This window comes from Geminocystis sp. GBBB08 (genome assembly GCF_016743215.1).
Taxonomy (GTDB): Bacteria; Cyanobacteriota; Cyanobacteriia; order Cyanobacteriales; family Cyanobacteriaceae; genus Geminocystis.
On record NZ_VRZC01000027.1, the window covers coordinates 1 to 17,329 of the forward strand.

General features: G+C 34.3%; 16 protein-coding genes. 6 read left to right on the plus strand and 10 right to left on the minus strand.

Translation table 11 applies throughout. From position 1 onward, the window contains the following. Positions 1–638: nucleotidyltransferase family protein (locus FWJ34_RS05480; RefSeq protein ID WP_308254315.1), on the minus strand; the 638-nt coding region annotated here is incomplete at its 3' end. Between the two features lie 171 nt (positions 639–809). Between FWJ34_RS05480 and FWJ34_RS05485 the strand changes: the two genes are divergently transcribed. Continuing rightward, a complete protein-coding gene (locus tag FWJ34_RS05485; protein ID WP_308254316.1) occupies positions 810–1,967 on the plus strand; it encodes a nucleotidyltransferase family protein in 1,158 nt (385 codons plus the stop codon). Positions 1,968–1,999: 32 nt separating this feature from the next. Here the strand turns inward: FWJ34_RS05485 and lipB are convergent, their stop codons facing one another. The 4 genes from lipB to FWJ34_RS05505 form a co-directional block, all read right to left on the minus strand. After that, positions 2,000–2,587, minus strand: coding sequence for a lipoyl(octanoyl) transferase LipB (gene lipB, locus FWJ34_RS05490; protein ID WP_396231702.1), 588 nt, complete (start codon positions 2,585–2,587; stop codon positions 2,000–2,002). Between the two features lie 171 nt (positions 2,588–2,758). After that, positions 2,759–3,331: a Uma2 family endonuclease gene (locus FWJ34_RS05495; protein WP_308254318.1), complete on the minus strand. Its 573-nt coding sequence runs from the start codon at positions 3,329–3,331 to the stop codon at positions 2,759–2,761. Between the two features lie 81 nt (positions 3,332–3,412). Then, positions 3,413–4,012 (minus strand): ATP-dependent Clp protease proteolytic subunit, encoded by a 600-nt coding sequence (locus tag FWJ34_RS05500; RefSeq protein WP_308254319.1) that lies wholly within the window; start codon positions 4,010–4,012, stop codon positions 3,413–3,415. 84 nt (positions 4,013–4,096) lie between these two features. After that, positions 4,097–4,783: an ATP-dependent Clp protease proteolytic subunit gene (locus FWJ34_RS05505; protein ID WP_308254320.1), complete on the minus strand. Its 687-nt coding sequence runs from the start codon at positions 4,781–4,783 to the stop codon at positions 4,097–4,099. Between the two features lie 180 nt (positions 4,784–4,963). On the opposite strand from FWJ34_RS05505, the gene FWJ34_RS05510 reads away from it, so the two are divergent. After that, the gene (locus tag FWJ34_RS05510; protein ID WP_308254321.1) at positions 4,964–5,434 is read left to right on the plus strand and encodes a DUF4079 domain-containing protein; all 471 of its coding nucleotides are present in this window, start codon (positions 4,964–4,966) and stop codon (positions 5,432–5,434) included. Positions 5,435–5,623: 189 nt separating this feature from the next. Here the strand turns inward: FWJ34_RS05510 and bchB are convergent, their stop codons facing one another. Both bchB and FWJ34_RS05520 read right to left on the minus strand, forming a co-directional pair. Next, the gene (gene bchB / locus FWJ34_RS05515; protein ID WP_308254322.1) at positions 5,624–7,150 is read right to left on the minus strand and encodes a ferredoxin:protochlorophyllide reductase (ATP-dependent) subunit B; all 1,527 of its coding nucleotides are present in this window, start codon (positions 7,148–7,150) and stop codon (positions 5,624–5,626) included. A 356-nt stretch (positions 7,151–7,506) separates the two neighbouring features. Further along, positions 7,507–7,698, minus strand: coding sequence for a hypothetical protein (locus tag FWJ34_RS05520; RefSeq protein ID WP_308254323.1), 192 nt, complete (start codon positions 7,696–7,698; stop codon positions 7,507–7,509). 5 nt (positions 7,699–7,703) lie between these two features. On the opposite strand from FWJ34_RS05520, the gene FWJ34_RS05525 reads away from it, so the two are divergent. After that, positions 7,704–8,900 (plus strand): DNA double-strand break repair nuclease NurA, encoded by a 1,197-nt coding sequence (locus tag FWJ34_RS05525; RefSeq protein ID WP_308254324.1) that lies wholly within the window; start codon positions 7,704–7,706, stop codon positions 8,898–8,900. A 325-nt stretch (positions 8,901–9,225) separates the two neighbouring features. On the opposite strand, the gene FWJ34_RS05530 is transcribed toward FWJ34_RS05525, so the two are convergent. Continuing rightward, positions 9,226–10,056 carry a carbonic anhydrase gene (locus tag FWJ34_RS05530; RefSeq protein WP_308254325.1) on the minus strand — a complete coding sequence of 277 codons (831 nt, stop codon included), beginning with the start codon at positions 10,054–10,056 and terminating at the stop codon, positions 9,226–9,228. Between the two features lie 192 nt (positions 10,057–10,248). Between FWJ34_RS05530 and FWJ34_RS05535 the strand changes: the two genes are divergently transcribed. Beyond that, entirely contained in the window at positions 10,249–11,979 is a 1,731-nt protein-coding gene (locus FWJ34_RS05535; RefSeq protein ID WP_308254326.1) for a peptide ABC transporter substrate-binding protein, read from the plus strand. A 42-nt stretch (positions 11,980–12,021) separates the two neighbouring features. Here the strand turns inward: FWJ34_RS05535 and FWJ34_RS05540 are convergent, their stop codons facing one another. Further along, the gene (locus FWJ34_RS05540; RefSeq protein ID WP_308254327.1) at positions 12,022–12,498 is read right to left on the minus strand and encodes an SRPBCC family protein; all 477 of its coding nucleotides are present in this window, start codon (positions 12,496–12,498) and stop codon (positions 12,022–12,024) included. A gap of 252 nt (positions 12,499–12,750) precedes the next feature. On the opposite strand from FWJ34_RS05540, the gene hemF reads away from it, so the two are divergent. Further along, complete coding sequence (gene hemF, locus FWJ34_RS05545; RefSeq protein ID WP_308254328.1) at positions 12,751–13,773, plus strand: oxygen-dependent coproporphyrinogen oxidase; 1,023 nt, start codon at positions 12,751–12,753, stop codon at positions 13,771–13,773. Positions 13,774–13,930: 157 nt separating this feature from the next. Here the strand turns inward: hemF and hflX are convergent, their stop codons facing one another. Next, the gene (gene hflX, locus FWJ34_RS05550; RefSeq protein ID WP_308254329.1) at positions 13,931–15,607 is read right to left on the minus strand and encodes a GTPase HflX; all 1,677 of its coding nucleotides are present in this window, start codon (positions 15,605–15,607) and stop codon (positions 13,931–13,933) included. 237 nt (positions 15,608–15,844) lie between these two features. Between hflX and ffh the strand changes: the two genes are divergently transcribed. Then, positions 15,845–17,293 (plus strand): signal recognition particle protein, encoded by a 1,449-nt coding sequence (ffh, locus tag FWJ34_RS05555; protein WP_308254330.1) that lies wholly within the window; start codon positions 15,845–15,847, stop codon positions 17,291–17,293. The last annotated feature ends 36 nt before the right edge of the window (positions 17,294–17,329 follow it).

Consider the following 17,329-nt stretch of genomic DNA (forward strand, 5'->3'; position numbering starts at 1 on the left):
TTCCAATGTAAATCTAAAAATACTGTACTTTTTTTAAATTCAAAAGTATAAGCACAGTTAATAAAAAAATAATGTGCTATTTTAGAATTTACATAATACTCTTTTTGTTTATCGGTAAAAATATTAATTGAAAAATAATCTTTTCCTCCCATAGAAAAGAATAAATCTCTTGCTTTTAGTAAGTCTTTTTTACAAATTAAAATATCAATATCATTAAATTGTCTAAAAGAAATATCACCATATATAGAAGCGGCTAAACTTGCACCTTTATAACAAATATAATCAATATCATTATCTTTTAATAACTGTACAATTTCTAATAATTCTTTACTTAAATAAATATTTTTAATAGCATTACTACGAAATTCTGTTTTTAATATAGTTTTAATATTATCTGGTAAATTTTTTGCACAATATTTTTGTAAATTATGAGCGACTAAAGGAATAACAGAATGAGATTTAGCTAAATTAATTACTTGTTGCCAATCAATAACCTGAGAAGTAATAACTTGAACTTTGTTGATATTTGATTCAGATAAAGTTTTACGACTTGCTAATAATAATAATTGAACTTCGGAAGAAAATTTATTATTAATATTATCTTGTATTAACTCTTGATTTTTTAATTGGGATACCATGAATTTTAAAATAAAACTTTAATTGACAATCTTATTGACTGTTCATTATACTATAGTGAGTCTCAATCAGTTATGCAATTGGGAAGCCTATAAAGTGAAAGGTGCATCATATCACATTTGCACAATTGATTTAGGCTGACTATCTGAAAGAAAGTAGTTAAATAAATAACGATGAAAATAAATCACTGTTTAACAGAGGAAAAAAAATTACTCTTAAAAATTATCTTTGAGGAGGAAGAAGAAAAAAAACTATTATTATGGCAAAAATGGTATAAAAAAATTGATATTGAAAATGATATAGATTCAGAAAGTTATCATCTATTGCCGTTACTTTACTATAGTTTATCGTCTTACCAAATTAAAACGGAAGAAGAAAAAAGACTCAAAGGAATTTATCGCCGTAGTTGGTATAAGAATCAGTTACATTATAAAAATCTTCAGGATATTTTAGCTAGTTTTAATCAAGATAATATTTTGCCGATAATTTTAGGGGATTTAGTAATGGCAACACAATATTATCAAGAAATAGCCCTTCGCCCCATTTATAAATATGAATTATTTGTTTTACCTAATCAAATTAATTTAGTTATAGAAAAACTAGAAAAATTAGGATGGAAGCCTACATTTCAACTAACTAAGGTGAAGGCGAATATGTATTCTAAATTAGTGATGAATAATGTTCAAGGAAACTGCTTAATTGTATATGAGCAATTATGGATTGAAAAGTTATCGATTAAGAGTCAAGAAGATATTTTATCTATATGCCAAAAAATAAATATAGGAGATTATCAGAGTTATATTTTAAAACCGATACCACAAGTGTTAGCAATTTGTTTAGAGAATATTTTTTTAAAGTATAAAAATTTAACTAGATTTGTTGTTGACTTAAAACTGGTATTAATTAATGATTTTTCAGAAATTGATGGGCAAATCTTAACGGAAAAAATAAAAGAATATAAACTTAATTATAGTTATACAACTTTAATACTAGAGTTATCTAAAATCAAAGAAGATAAAATGTTAGAAGAAAGAGTAGATAGGTGGGAAAATTTAGAAATAACAGCTTGTAGTAAAGACTTTAGCCCTGATGTGTCAAATTATGGGAAATGTCTATTAGATAGCGTGGAGAATTTAGAAATAACAGCATTAGAAACGCAAGAATTAGCCATCATTGAAAATATAAATAGTCTTACGGTCAAAGATAAAATTATAAGAATGTATTTATTATATTGTAGAACCTATGGAAAAAGTAACTCTAATTTAATAAACAGTTTAAACTTCTTATTCTTTGTGCCTTTGCGCCTTTGCGAGAGACAACTAACACGTTAAATTAACAAAACTAAAAAATCAAAGAATATTTATCAAAAAACTTGAGAAAAAGTCTTGACTAATTCTTCCTTAACTTCTAAAATATTAATACTAGGATCATAATGGGATAATCTTGTCACAAATTTACCTTTGATACCGCAAGGGATAATTTTGTTGAAGCCCGATAAATCGCAACAAACATTTAAAGCGACACCGTGCATAGTAATCCAACGTTTAACTTTGATGCCGATGGCAGCTATTTTTGCGTTGTTAATCCACACACCTGTTAAGCCGTTTATTCTTTCAGCTTTGAGGTTATATTTTACTAATAATTGGATAATTACTTCTTCTAATTGCCTCAAATACCAGTGTAAATCTGTTTGATAATAATGTAAATTTAAAATAGGATAAATAACAATCTGTCCAGGACAATGAAATGTTACTTCTCCGCCTCTTTCTGTGCGGTATATTTCTCCTGAAAAGTTATTTAGATCAAATTTGAGGTGTTCGAGAGTTGAGCCAGTACCAAGAGTATAAACAGGAGGATGTTCAACTAATAGTAATTTATCAAGTAATGCTGGATTTTCGAGTCTTTCTTGAACTAATTTTTGTTGATATTTCCATGCTAATTTATAGGGCATTAATCCTAAATCTTCTACTACAATAATTCGAGAATTACTGATAATTTGTTCTTGATTTTGAGAGTTATTATACAAGGTTATATAGTCATTAATAGTTATAAATTGCGTTATGATTGCCTTTGCGAGACTTTTTCAGATAACTATAAAATTCAACCAAATATTAGAAAAAACTTAGTTATAAATAGGTAAATTAAGGACAAATTCAGGTAAGATATTTTCTCCCGATAAAGTAGCCGGTAAAGATAATATTTCTACTGCTTGATTAGGGCGATAAATTTCTACTTGTTGAGATTGCGGATTGATTAACCACCCTAGTTGTAAACCACTATCTAAATACTCTTGCATCTTTTCTTGTAAAGGTTTTAAAGAGTCAGTTTTAGAGCCTAATTCCATAACAAAATCAGGACATATCGGGGGTAATTTTTCTTGATCTTGTAATGTTAATTTTTGCCAATTTTCAAGTTTTATATATGCCACATCAGGCGATCGCTTTCCACCATTTGGTAGGCAAAAAATAGTTGACGAGCTGAAAACAATGCCTAATTTTTTTTGACGATTCCAAATAGTTAAATCTGCTATTAAATTTGCTTCTCTATTACCACTAATACCACCAATGGGAGGCATAATCATTAATTCTCCTTGCTTATTTATTTCTAAATTCCAATGAGGATTAACTTGACATAAACTATAAAATTGATCGTCAGTTATACCTACATTTTCTAAGTTTAAAATTACTGTATTCATAAAGTTTTTAGTCTTTTAGTAACAATATATATTACATTGTTTTGACGGTGGGCATTGCCCACCCTACTAATTGTTAATTGATTAAACTCGATCTTCGATGACTTTATCGATTAAGCCGTATTCAAGGGCTTCTTGGGCTGACATAAAATAGTCTCTATCGGTGTCTTTGGCAATTTTTTCGATAGTTTGCCCAGTATGAAACGCCATCATCGCATTTAAGTCATCCCGAATCCGCAGGATTTCTTTCGCTTCAATTTCAATATCTGTGGCTTGTCTTCTTCCTTGCACTCCCCCTAGTGGTTGGTGTATCATAATTCGAGAATGGGGTAAGGCTAAACGTTTACCTTTTGCACCAGCAGTTAATAAAAATGCTCCCATGGAAGCCGCTAATCCAACACAAATAGTCACCACTTCCGATTTAATGTGTTGCATTGTATCATAAATGGCTAACCCTGCTGTCACCGAACCTCCTGGAGAGTTAATATACAGGTAAATTGGTTTATTGTTGTCTTCGGAGTCGAGATACAACATCACCGCTATAATCTGGTTGGCTAAACTGTCGTTAACCCCCCTACCTAAAAATATAATCCGTTCTCGATAAAGGCGATCATAAATATTTACCCAGTCGCTGTAAGGTTGTCCGGGTGCTTGGTATGGAACTCTGGGTACTCCAATAGGCATAGTTTTATCTCTTAATTTTGTTATGGTTTGTTAGCTAGTAGTTTCTCGCAAAGGCGCTCATGGCGCAAAGGGTATATTTAATTGTTATCTGATGGCGGCTAAAGGCACGGGTAAATCTTTACTGCTTTCTAAAACCCTGTCAATAATGCCATATTCTTTGGCTTGTTGGGGATTCATATAAAACATACGATCTGTATCCTTCTCGATTTTTTCTACCGTTTGCCCTGTCTTATCCGCTAGAATTTTAAGCATTACTCTTTTATTCACTATGACTTCTTTTGCCCGAATTTGAATATCCGTAGCCTGTCCTTGCGCTCCTTGTCTCGCCTGATGCAGAATAATACTAGCATGGGGAAGACTTGCCCTACACCCTTTTGTGCCTGATGCTAATATCATCGCCGCCGTACCCATTGCTTGTCCTAAACAGATAGTATGTACAGGAGGTTTTATATAATTAATGGTATCACAAATAGCGAACGCTTCTGTTTCAAAACCGATGGAATCTCCCCCATACCATGATGTACCCGTAGAGTTAATATACAGATAAATCGGCTTTTCAGGATCATCAAATTGCAAAAACAACAGTTGCGCGATAATTAATTCCGTTACATCTACCCCTAATTGATCTTTATACTCATCAGGAGACACTAATGGCAACCCTAAATAGACAATTCTTTCTTTTAACAGTAAAGATGGTAAATCCGGCGGCGGAGTGCGGTAATAAGCATCCCCTCGATAGGGCGCACTTACCGCTTGAATTGGTGAATTCATGTTATTTTTTAGTCCTAACTGAGCTTAATTAAACTTATTTTGATTGTGACATAATCTTGTTACTCTGTACATTTACGGATGATTCTACCTCCTCCATTACAGTTAACGAAAATTCTCGGTTAATGCTATGTTAATTTATGTGAAATAATATTAAGTTTAAACTAAAAAGGTAGAGAAACTATGAATTTCGAGATTCCTCAAGCAGTCAAAACATGGTCACAATTTGGACATCCTATTTTAATGTGGGTATTATTTGCCACAGCCATTTATGCTTTATATTTAGGCATCAAAGCAAAACGTACCCGTCAAGCCGATAAAGAAGCTAGAAAAGAGTTAATTAAAGGTAACTTTGCTAATCGTCATCACCAAGTCGGTTCACTTTTTTTGGCATTAGTCGTTTTAGGCACTATTGGCGGTATGGCAGTCACTTATATTAATAATGGTAAGTTATTTGTTGGTCCTCATTTATTAGCCGGTTTAGTCATGATGGCAATGGTGACTACTTCCGCATCTTTAGTACCTTATATGCAAAAAGGTAATACCTTCGCTAGATTTACCCATGTTGGTATCAATATGACGATGTTATTAATTTTTGGTTGGCAAGCATTTACCGGTATCGAAATTTTACAAAGAATTATCAGTAAACTATAACCCGTAGGGTGGGCAATGCCCACCAGTATTAAGCACTAGCCCCATTTAAGTTTTATATAATTTGATGAAAAATAAATACTTCTCCAGTGTACTCCTATTATACAGGTATTCTGTATTTTACTTGAAATAAAAAAACAAGATCAATTTTAGCTTAATTCCTCATTCCTCATTCCTCATTTATCATTAATATTACGCCCCTACAGCTTCTTTAGCAGCGTACATTACTTCAAGAGTAATTTCATTAAACCCTCGCTCACGCGCAAATTTTTCAGTATTACGTTTAACTTTCCCCCGTACAAATCCAGGTATTTTATTTAACTCTCCTTGTGCTTCACGATTCCAATTTAACTCAGAATCGGCTGAAATACCTTTTGTTATAACTTCTTTCGTATCATGTCCACCAAAAATTTCTAACAGGTGATCTTCCATCCCTAATGTAAAAGAATTATAGATTAAGTCAGTTATTTGATTCGTGCCTTCATAACCTAAAAATGGTTTATAACCGATGGGGAAGTTTTGAATGTGTATCGGTGCAGCAATTACTCCACAAGGTATATCTAATCTTTTACCCACATGACGTTCCATCTGTGTTCCAAAAATAGCCGATGGTTCAAGTTTAGCGATCGCATCTCCAATTTCTCCATTATCTTCACTAATTAAGATTTGATCACAATATTCACTGACTTCTTTGCGAAACCAATCAGCATCATATTTACAATAAGTACCAGCTAAAACTACATGAATCCCCATTTCACGGGTTAAAATTTTAGTCATAGCTGCGGCATGGGTATTATCACCAAAAACAACAGCTTTTTTTCCTGTTAAATTTTGACAATCAATAGAGCGAGAAAACCACGCCGCTTCAGAAACATGAAGAGTTTGATATTCGATAAAGTCTTCATAATTAACATTAGCTCCTTGAGCATTAATTACTTCTTGAATCTTACGGATACAACGGGCAGTTTCCACCACTCCCATGGGGGTTATATCTACTGTTGGCATTCCAAATTCTTGGGCTAGATAATTACCCGTCATTAAACCTAATTCTCTATAGGGTATCAGGTTAAACCATGCTTGAGGCAGTTTTTTCAAATCATGAACAGAAGCATTATCAGGGATAATTAGATTAATTTCAATGCCTAAATCTGCCATTAATTTTTTTAATTCCCGACAGTCGTGATGATTATGAAATCCTAGAGTAGAAATACCAATAATATTTACCGAAGGATTAACGGTTTTTTCCGTGACAAGATCACCTTTTTTCTCGGCTTTACGAAGATAATATTGCACAATCTGCTCTAAAGTCCGATCAGCTGCTTGTAATTCATTAACACGATAATGGTTCACATCCGCTAATAAAACATCCCCTTTAGAATCAATTTGTGCTCGTGCCACGAAATTTTCTAAATCTTCCTGTAAAATACTAGAGGTACAAGTAGGAGTAAGTACGATTAAATCTGGATTTTCTTCTTGATCTTTTCGCACAATATTATCTACCACTTTTTCTTGAGAACCTCTAGCTAATACGTTCCGATCCACTATACTAGCAGTAACAGGGGTAAAATCTCTTTCTCTTTCCAACATGGATCTCATTACGTTAAAATAATCATCCCCTAAAGGTGCGTGCATGATCGCATGAACATTTTTAAAAGAACTAGCAATTCTTAAAGTGCCGATATGTGCAGGTCCTGCATACATCCAGTAAGCTAATTTCATAGAATAATCTCTCCGTGTTTTCGCTGATCTCAATTTTCTTCTTCTAGTTTGGTATTTTTTCTCTCTTTCAAGGATTTTCAGTTACAAATATTCACTATACAAAACTTAATATACCTCAGATTAAGCCAACCTAAGTTCCAGATAAAATTATCATTGAAGGTAGAGAAAAGCAAATTTGGGAAGAGCGGATGTGTATTTATAATTGACATAAAATGTTCTTAAATTGATTTTGATGAATAAGCTACATTTTTTATTTCTCGCAAAGGCACTAATGGAGCAAAGATACTAAGGCGAGAATCCAAAAGACATCGACCATAATTAAAAATCCAATCAATTCTAATAAACTATTTATGAATTTAGGCTATGTTTTTAATGATCCCTGAGTTAAAATTAGATTTTTTGGAGAAGTCTAAAGTGTGGTTTAAGGAAATGATTTCTGCTGTAAATAATTTTTTCCCAAATTTAATCATTTTTTCTGGCAAAATTTTTGGTAACTGAAGATAATTGCTATAATAAATTAATCCCCATCCTATTTCTTTTTCTTTCATTTGCAATGCTTGACTTAGCAAAATTAGCTTCAAAAATGCCTAATATGGGGCTAGAAATGCAAAAAGACGCTTTAGCTAGTATCGAAAGGTTAAAATTAGCTCAATCTTTATTGATTAAAACTGAGCAAGATCAAGATACTTTCGTTAAAACTCAAGAAGAATGCTACGATCGTCTAATTTTCTCCGTTGCAACTCCCATAGAACCAATTACCACTTCTATTGATGTACAATCAGCTCCTCTCAATCATAGCGTATTTTCTGCTGATGGCTCACAAATTGCTCCGTCTCATCATGAAATCGCTTATTGTTACTTAATCAATATTGGCCGGATTATGTTGCATTATGGGCAGAATTTACATCCTCTCCTTGATACTTTACCAGAAATTTATTATAAGTCTGAAGATTTATACATTTCTCGAAAATGGGGTATTCGCACAGAAGAATGGATGAGTTATAAACGCACTGTTGCCGAAGCTGAAGTATTAGCAGAAATGGCTTGTACATGGGTTAATCCCCCTGGTGCTCATTTTAATATACCCAATTTAGCAATGACAGATGGTTCGTTAATATACTGGTTTTTAGAAACTATTGCTGTAGAAGCTAGAGAGCAAATTTTAAACCCTATTTTACAGGCATGGGAACAATTACGAAAAACAAATATACCTTTAGTCGGTTATATCAGCGCTTCTCGCAGTATGGAGGCGATTAATTTTCTCCGTTTTCCTCAATGCACTTACGATAAACCTAATTGTGTCGTTTTTTGTGGTGAAGAAATTAATAAAACTCCCTGTCAAAAAGTTGATCCAATACGAGACACTACGTTATGGAGTAATATATTAAAGCCTCGCCAAAGAAGTGCCCTTTTTCGGAGTAATTCTCGAATTTTAGATTTATATGGCGAAAAACAACATATTTATTTTTGTTATCTTCATGTCGGTACAGAAGTTGCTCGTTTAGAGTTTCCTGAATGGGTTGCCTCTGATTCTTCCTTACTTAATCAGGCTTTAAGTATTACCCTTACCCAAGTTGATAAAGGTTTTGGCTATCCTGTTGCCTTAGCAGAAGCCCATAATTTAGCTGTAGTTAAAGGTAGCGATCGCAGTCGTTTTTTTGCACTACTTGAAGAACAAATGCTCAGGGCAGGATTAAAAAATGTTGGTATTTCCTATAAAGAAGCACGAAAACGAGGTAGTATTGCCTAAAGTTAACCTGAGTTTGACATAAAATTGTCGGTAAAGGTAAAACTCTTAAGACTAGAAGACTAGAAGACTAGAAGACTAGAAGACTAGAAGACTAGAAGACTAGAAGATTAGGAGAAAATTCACTTAAACATTATTAAAATTGATTTTCGACAATTATTTACTAAATTTAATTCTTTTAGGTAGGTAAAATTTAGTCAAGACTCTTAAACCCTTATTTTTAAAAGTTTTTGACATGGAACTGATCTAAAGTTAAGATAAAGATTCTTTATTATACCTCAGTTTGACATCGAATTAACGTTACTAAGCCTCATGAATAATTTGATGTTTAAACAACGCTACCACGATAAATTCTTTCAGCTTGTTCTTTTGAGAGACGATTTGATCGAGGTAAGTTAAAATTGGTGGTATTGTCTTGAGAAATTGTTTCTTCTATTACCGGGGTTTTTTCTTCAGCCATAGGATAAATTTTACAGCCAAGGGATTTTGAGACGGAACAACTAGGGTGTAAATTATAAACATATTCCGGATCACTAGTACGACTTTCCAAATTAACAAAATCATGTACTATTGGATCATAAGTGAGAATATCCCCTGATTCAATACTATAAATCCAACCATGAATAGATAATTTGCCTTGATGCAAACGACTACGAATAATGGGATAAGTGTTTAAATTTTCTAACTGAGTTAAGACATTTTCTGCCACAGTAATTTGTAATAAATCTTCTTCAGAGATATGAGAATAATTTTCGATAATTAAACGGCGAGTTGCTTCTGCTTGTTTTAACCACTCATACACCAAAGGCATTTTATCGGCTAATTTGGACATTTTTAATAAACCTTTCATCGCACCACAATGAGAATGCCCACAGACTATAACCAATTCAATATCTAAAGCAGCGATGGCATATTCAATGGAAGCACCTTCACCACCATTAGTCGCACCAAAAGGAGGAATAATATTCCCGGCGTTGCGAATCACAAATAAATCCCCAACTTTAGCTTGAGTGATAAGATTAGGATCAATACGAGAATCCGAACAAGTAATAAATAAAATACGAGGATGTTGCCCGTGAGATAACTCGATAAATAAATCTCGGTGACTTTCAAAATAACCTGCTTGAAAACGGTGTAAACCTTCGATGAGTTTTTTCATAAATAAACTAATAATTAGGAATTAGGAATTAGGAATTAATTTACATTCAAATCATTATATAGCAATCCTACAATGGGAGTTGTGAGATTTAAAGAGGTATTAGCTATCAGCTTTTAGTGGTCAGCTTTAAGGTATAGTAAGATTTACAGATTTATTTTTTAATCTTTTTCACGAATGATTTAGGATTACTATATGAGGAAATTCAGACAATCTTGGGTTAATGCCATTGTTGCCTTTACCAGTAGCTTAACTATTGTTAGTTGTAACTCTTCATCACCTACTACAAATCAAGCAAACACTACTAATAATCATAAACTGTTAAAAATGATTTATTGGCAAGCGCCAACGATTCTCAATCCTCATCTTTCTACTGGATTTAAAGACTCCGAAGCTAGTAGAATAACCCTTGAACCTTTAGCTACTTTTGATGGTGATAGTAAATTAATTCCCGTATTAGCACAAGAAATCCCTACAGTGGAAAATGGTGGTGTTGCCAAAGATGGATTATCTGTAACTTGGAAAATACTAAAAGATGTCAAATGGTCTGATGGAGAAAAATTTACCGCCGATGATGTGGTGTTTACCTATCAATTTGTGACGAATCCTAAAGTTGGTAGTGTTAATAGTGGTGATTATGCCGTGGTGAAAAATGTCGAAGCCTTAGATGAATACACGGTTAAAGTTACCTTTAAAGAAGTTAACCCCGCATGGTATTCTATTTTTGTCGGTGGTGCGGGGATGATTTTACCAAAACATTTATACGCTAAATATAACGGAGAAAATGCTAGAGAAGCACCTTTTAATCTTCTTCCTGTAGGTACTGGTGCTTATTCTGTATCACAATTTAAGCCGGGAGATTCGGTTATTTATCAAAAAAATCCTTATTATCGGCAACCAGAAACTCAAAATTTTGAGCGCATCGAAATTAAAGGAGGAGGAGATGCTACTTCTGCGGCTAGGGCTGTTTTACAAACTGGGGATGCCGATTTTGCTTATAATCTACAAGTAGAATCGAATATTTTACAAGAATTAGCTAAGGCAAATAAGGGTAAAATAATTACTAATTTTGGCTCAAACAGTGAACGAATTTTGTTAAATTATACTGATCCTAACAGAGAAACTCCCGAAGGTGAAAGATCTAGTGTAAAATTTCCTCATCCTTTTCTCAGTGATTTAAAAGTTAGACGGGCTTTTGCTTTAGCCATTGATAAAAATACGATCGCCAATCAATTATATGGTGTGACAGGAAAACCGACTTCTAATTTTTTATTAGCGCCTCCTGAATTGGTTTCCAATAACACTGTGTCAGAATTTAACCTTGAAAAAGCGGGAAAATTATTAGAGGAAGCAGGATGGAAAGATACCAATGGTAATGGTATTAGGGATAAAAACGGAATAGAAATGAAAGTCTTGTTTCAAACCAGTGTTAACCCCCTAAGGCAAAAAACCCAAGAAGTGATTAAACAAAGTTGGCAATCATTAGGTATTGAAGTGGAATTAAAAAGTATTGATGCGAGTATTTTGTTTTCCAGTGATCCTAGTAATAATGATACAGTAGAAAAGTTTTATGCTGATGTTCAAATGTTCACTACTGGTAATAATAACCCAGATCCAACTCCTTATTTTAAGGTTTATACTTGTGATAATATACCCCAAAAAAGCAATAATTGGTCAGGAGATAACTATTCCCGTTTCTGTAATCCTGAATATGATAAACTTTTACAAACTGTCATTAAAGAATTAAACCCAGAAAAAAGGGTAATTATTTTTAAACAATTAAACGATTTATTAATTGAAAAAGCAGCAGTTATACCTATTATTCATCGTGCTGATGTTGTGGGAATTGCCAATAATTTAGAGGGTGTCAGTTTAACCCCTTGGGATTCAAGAACATGGAATATTGCAACATGGAAGAAAAAATAAATAGTTAATATTAGCAATTAAAGAAATACTATAAGTAAATTATTAAATAAATTTTGCGGCGGCATTGACTAATTCATCGGCTACTTTGATAGAATAAGGTTTAATTAGCCACCAAATGAAGGGAGAAAGCCAACCTCGCAAGGTGATGGAATAAGAAATATAACTACCGCATAAAGTAGATTCTATTTGATAAGTGATGCGTTGTTCAATACCCGGAATCGCCAATAAACGAATACTTAATAATTCTCTTGGTTTAACATTTTCTACAAACACTCGAATGGGAATCGGGGTTAAACGAGTAACCACCTGAAAAATTAAGCCCGGTTTCGGAATTAAGCCTTTGGGTAAATCCGTTTGAGAAAAAAGAGGATGCCATGACATATCAGCTAAGTTGATTAATTTTCGCCAAACAATATCAACTGGTACATTTGTCACCACTCGATAGGTTTTATAAAGAGAAAATTGACATAATAATTTCCCACCTTCGGCTAATAATTTAAAAGAGAAATTCAAAATCATGATATTTACGCGCTACTTACTTTTGCTGATACTTCTAGGAAAAATTTGTGAATAGAGAATTCGGATAAAAAGAAATTAATTGTTGATAAAATTTGATATTGAAAATTTAGTTATTGATGTTCATATCTTAAAACTTATTTTTGCTTTTTTCCGTAGCAGAATATTAAGATCTAATAATAATCATAGTCTAATGATGCTCTGACGGTTTAGATTGGTAGATTGTAAGTTATTTTAATAAATCTTTATAAAAACATGACTACCACAGAAACAACTCTAAAAACTTCTCTTCCCCCTGAAGATGCTAAAACTAGAGTTAGTCAATTTATGCAAACTCTTCAAGATGAAATTTGTGCTGGTTTAGAAACATTAGACGGGAAAGGTAAATTTAAAGAAGATAGTTGGCAAAGAGAAGAAGGTGGCGGAGGGCGATCAAGAGTGCTTACGGATGGTAATATATTTGAACAGGGTGGCGTTAACTTTTCCGAAGTATGGGGAAATAATTTACCTCCTAGTATTTTACAACAACGTCCCGAAGCTGAAGGTCATTCTTTTTATGCCACTGGTACGTCAATGGTATTGCACCCAAAAAATCCTTATATCCCTACTGTACATCTTAATTATCGCTATTTTGAAGCAGGTCCAGTGTGGTGGTTTGGTGGTGGTGCAGATTTAACCCCTTATTATCCCTTTGCTGAAGATGCACACCATTTTCATTCTACCTTTAAAAAGGCTTGTGATCAACATCATCCTGAATATTATCCTGTCTTTAAGCGCTGGTGTGATGAATATTTTTACTTAAAACATCGTGACGAAACCAGAGGAATTGGTGGATTATTTTTTGATTATCAAGATGGGACAGATCCTATTTATCGTGGTCCTCATAATGCTCAAGATGCAGCCGTTTATAGCCGTTCTTTACCACCTCAAAATCTTCGGACATGGGAGGAGTTATTTGCTTTTGTTCAAGACTGTGGCAGGTCTTTTTTACCGGCTTATGTGCCTATTGCCCAAAAACGCCAACATACTGAATATGGTGATCGCCAACGGAACTTTCAGTTATATCGTCGAGGGCGATATGTAGAATTTAATCTGGTTTATGACAGAGGAACTATTTTTGGATTACAAACAAATGGTAGAACCGAGTCAATTTTAATGTCATTACCACCTCTTGTGCGTTGGGAATACGGCTATAAACCTGAACCAAATACCCCTGAAGCCGAACTTTATGAAGTCTTCTTAAAACCGCAAAATTGGGCTGATTGGAGTAATAAGTAATTTAATCATCTATTTTTATTGTAAGTAGGTAAGTAAAATTAATTGTGGATTTTATTTTTCCCAAGCCATTGACAACAATCGGTAACAAGGGGTTTAAACCCCTTGCCTTACATTGCCTATATACAATTAATTTTGCCCAAGTACTTATTTTTTGATTTTAAAAACTGACTAAACGAGTGCGTAAAGTTTCTAAACCTAAACGTTTTTGGGCAGAAATAAATACAGCTTGAGGATAATCATTTTTAGCGGTTTCTAAATATTCAATATCAGCCTTGTCTATTTTATTGAATACGATTAACTCTAAATTCGGTGTTAAAGGCATATCTGCTAAAATTGCTTTCACAGAATTTATTTGGCTTTTCCATGTCGGGTGAGATAAATCGACAACGTGCAACAGGGCATCAGCTTCCGTTACTTCTTCTAATGTCGCCCGAAAAGAATCCACCAATGGGGGCGGTAATTCATGGATAAAACCGACTGTATCTGTTAATAAAATGGTGCGAGATTCTCCCGTATTATTATCCTTGATAGTTAGTCTTCTTGTGGTAGGATCTAAAGTTGCAAAAAGTTGATCGGCGGTGTAAACTTCAGCGTTAGTAAGGGCGTTAATTAATGTTGATTTTCCTGCATTAGTATAACCCACGATCGCCACTGAAGGAATTTCATTTTGTTGTCGTTGTTGTCTTAATCTCGATCGATGATTTTGTAATTGATTAACTTCTTGCTGAAGTCTAGTGATTCGTTTTTGAATTGCCCGTCTTTCAGTCTCCAGTTTAGTTTCACCAGGCCCTCTTGTACCAATACCTCCCCCTAACCTTGACATAGCTACCCCTCTACCTGTTAAACGAGGTAACATATATTCTAATTGAGCTAATTCTACTTGTAATTTACCCGCTCCTGATTGCGCCCGTTGAGCAAATATATCTAAAATTACCTCGGTGCGATCTACTACTCTAACGCCGAATTGTAATTCTAAATTACGCACTTGAGCTGGGGATAATTCTTGATCAAATGCTACCAAATTAGCACCTAAAGTTTGTACTTGTAAAGCGATTTCTTCTACTTTTCCTGCTCCTACTAAGGTTTGAGGATGAGGGTTAGAGCGTTTTTGTTCAATGGTAGCTAAAATATTACCTCCAGCACTATTCACTAATAAAGCTAATTCTTGTAAACTATCTTGAAATTTTTGAGCCGTCATTTTTGCTGTCATCAAACCGACTAATAACACTCTATCCTGTTGTGATGAAACATTTTGAGCGATAAATTCTCGACTAAATTCCGCCTCTAAACTATCAATTAAATCCAGAAAATCTTGCTCAGTAATTTCTCCTATTTTCTGTGGTGGTGAAACTTCCCAATAGGTATCATCTTCTTGAACCGGCAATAAATGAGCTAAATAAGCGTTTTCAATAAAACCACTCCCCCCACCACCTTTCCGAAGAACACCGCTTCCTGTCAATGTAAACATCACCAACGCATCTAATCTCTGTCGTGCCATAGCCGTTAAACAGGCCTCACTGGGAGGAATCGGTTTCAAAGATGTTGCTAAACAACGAATACCTGATAGTCTCTGCACACCATAACGGGGCAATTCTAAAGGAGGAATTTGAGTTTGACGGGGAGTCCCAACTCCTACCCTAATAACCTGTCCACGGCGGTTTAAATATACGCAAAGGGGCTGTTTAATGTCAGTACTAATGGCAGCGATTCTTTCAGCTAATTCTGTAGTGGTTAGGCGATCGCTGCGGATATGTTGATGATAAAGTTTTTGTAATTGCTTAAGTTGGCTGGGCTTTAAACCTTGTAAATTACCGTAAATATTTTCAGTAGTCATTTTTTAACTAGAATGGGCAATGGGCAATGGGCAATGGGCAATGAGCAATGGACAATAGGCAATAGGCAATAGGCAATTAACAATTAACAATTAACAATTTATTTGATAACGATGGTCAATTTTCTTTATTCTTTATTTTCTTCATTCTAAATTCTAAATTCTAATTTTCTCCAAAAAACTAATTAAAATAGAGTTATATAGGATAAATTATTATTTTTAGAATTTTATCAATAAATTATGTTTGATGCTTTAGCTGAACGTTTAGAGGATACATGGAAAAAGTTACGAGGTCAAGGTAAAATTACTCAGTCTAATATTCAAGATGCTCTCCAAGAAGTTAGACGAGCTTTATTAGAGGCAGATGTTAATTTACAAGTCGTAAAGAGTTTTGTCGGCGAAGTTGAAAAAAAAGCCCTAGGTGCAGAAGTTATTTCTGGGGTAAATCCTCAACAACAGTTCATCAAAATTGTTTATGATGAGTTGGTCAAGGTAATGGGTGAAAGCAATGTGCCTTTAGCTAAAGCACCATCTTCTCCTACTGTTATTTTAATGGCTGGTTTACAAGGTGCTGGTAAAACCACAGCTACAGCAAAATTAGCTTTATTTTTACAAAAACAGAAGCGTAGTTGTTTAATGGTGGCTACTGACGTTTATCGTCCAGCGGCGATCGATCAGTTAATTACATTAGGTAATCAAATAAAAATTCCTGTTTTTCAGTTAGGAAAAGATGCCAACCCCGTAGAAATTGCTCGTCAAGGTATTACACAAGCAAAAGAAAAAGGTATCGATACCGTAATTGTTGACACAGCAGGACGATTACAAATTGATCAAGACATGATGGCAGAATTATCCCAAATAAAAGAAGTAGTGCAACCCCACGAAATTTTATTAGTAGTGGACTCCATGACGGGGCAAGAAGCCGCAAATGTTACTCGTACCTTTCATGAAGAAATCGGCATTACTGGAGCAATTCTTACAAAAATGGATGGAGATAGCCGTGGTGGTGCGGCATTATCTGTCAGGACAATTTCAGGGCAACCGATTAAGTTTATTGGGGTTGGAGAAAAAGTCGAAGCCTTAGAGCCTTTTTATCCTGAGCGTATGGCTTCTCGGATTTTAAATATGGGGGATATTGTAACTCTGGTAGAAAAAGCACAAGAGGAGTTAGATATTGCTGATGTGGAAAAAATGCAAAAGAAAATGATGGAGGCAAAGTTTGATTTTAATGATTTTATCAAACAAATGCGTCTATTAAAGAACATGGGTTCATTTGCTGGAGTGATGAAATTAATTCCGGGTATGAATAAACTCGGTGCTGGAGCATTAGAACAAGGTGAAGTACAATTAAAACGTACGGAGTCTATGATTAATTCGATGACAAAGGAAGAAAAAGAAAATCCTCAGTTACTAGCTCAATCTCCTAGCCGTCGTCGTCGAGTGGCAAAAGGTTCAGGGCATCAAGAAAAAGAAGTTTCTCGTTTAGTTAGTGATTTTACTCGAATGCGTACCATGATGCAACAAATGACCATGGGAGGAGGTATGCCCGGTATGCCCGGTATGCCCGGTATGCCCGGTATGCCCAGTATGGGGGGATTATTTGGTGGTAACCGCCCAGGTTTTCGTAATGAACCTCCTGCAAAAAAACCGAAGAAAGTTAAGAAAAAAAGAGGTTTTGCTGATTTGTAATTTTATAAAAACCTTAGTTAATTATTTGAAAGTTTC

Excerpts from the sequence above, each read along its gene's own strand:
- FWJ34_RS05540 (WP_308254327.1), bottom strand. The coding sequence starts at position 12,498 with ATGATTTTGAATTTCTCTTTTAAATTATTAGCCGAAGGTGGGAAATTA.
- FWJ34_RS05535 (WP_308254326.1), top strand. The coding sequence starts at position 10,249 with ATGAGGAAATTCAGACAATCTTGGGTTAATGCCATTGTTGCCTTTACC.
- hemF (WP_308254328.1), top strand. The coding sequence starts at position 12,751 with ATGACTACCACAGAAACAACTCTAAAAACTTCTCTTCCCCCTGAAGAT.
- FWJ34_RS05500 (WP_308254319.1), bottom strand. The coding sequence starts at position 4,012 with ATGCCTATTGGAGTACCCAGAGTTCCATACCAAGCACCCGGACAACCT.
- FWJ34_RS05485 (WP_308254316.1), top strand. The coding sequence starts at position 810 with ATGAAAATAAATCACTGTTTAACAGAGGAAAAAAAATTACTCTTAAAA.
- FWJ34_RS05525 (WP_308254324.1), top strand. The coding sequence starts at position 7,704 with ATGCTTGACTTAGCAAAATTAGCTTCAAAAATGCCTAATATGGGGCTA.
- FWJ34_RS05510 (WP_308254321.1), top strand. The coding sequence starts at position 4,964 with ATGAATTTCGAGATTCCTCAAGCAGTCAAAACATGGTCACAATTTGGA.
- FWJ34_RS05530 (WP_308254325.1), bottom strand. The coding sequence starts at position 10,056 with ATGAAAAAACTCATCGAAGGTTTACACCGTTTTCAAGCAGGTTATTTT.
- lipB (WP_396231702.1), bottom strand. The coding sequence starts at position 2,587 with ATGCCCTATAAATTAGCATGGAAATATCAACAAAAATTAGTTCAAGAA.
- FWJ34_RS05505 (WP_308254320.1), bottom strand. The coding sequence starts at position 4,783 with ATGAATTCACCAATTCAAGCGGTAAGTGCGCCCTATCGAGGGGATGCT.
- FWJ34_RS05495 (WP_308254318.1), bottom strand. The coding sequence starts at position 3,331 with ATGAATACAGTAATTTTAAACTTAGAAAATGTAGGTATAACTGACGAT.
- hflX (WP_308254329.1), bottom strand. The coding sequence starts at position 15,607 with ATGACTACTGAAAATATTTACGGTAATTTACAAGGTTTAAAGCCCAGC.
- FWJ34_RS05520 (WP_308254323.1), bottom strand. The coding sequence starts at position 7,698 with ATGAAAGAAAAAGAAATAGGATGGGGATTAATTTATTATAGCAATTAT.
- bchB (WP_308254322.1), bottom strand. The coding sequence starts at position 7,150 with ATGAAATTAGCTTACTGGATGTATGCAGGACCTGCACATATCGGCACT.
- ffh (WP_308254330.1), top strand. The coding sequence starts at position 15,845 with ATGTTTGATGCTTTAGCTGAACGTTTAGAGGATACATGGAAAAAGTTA.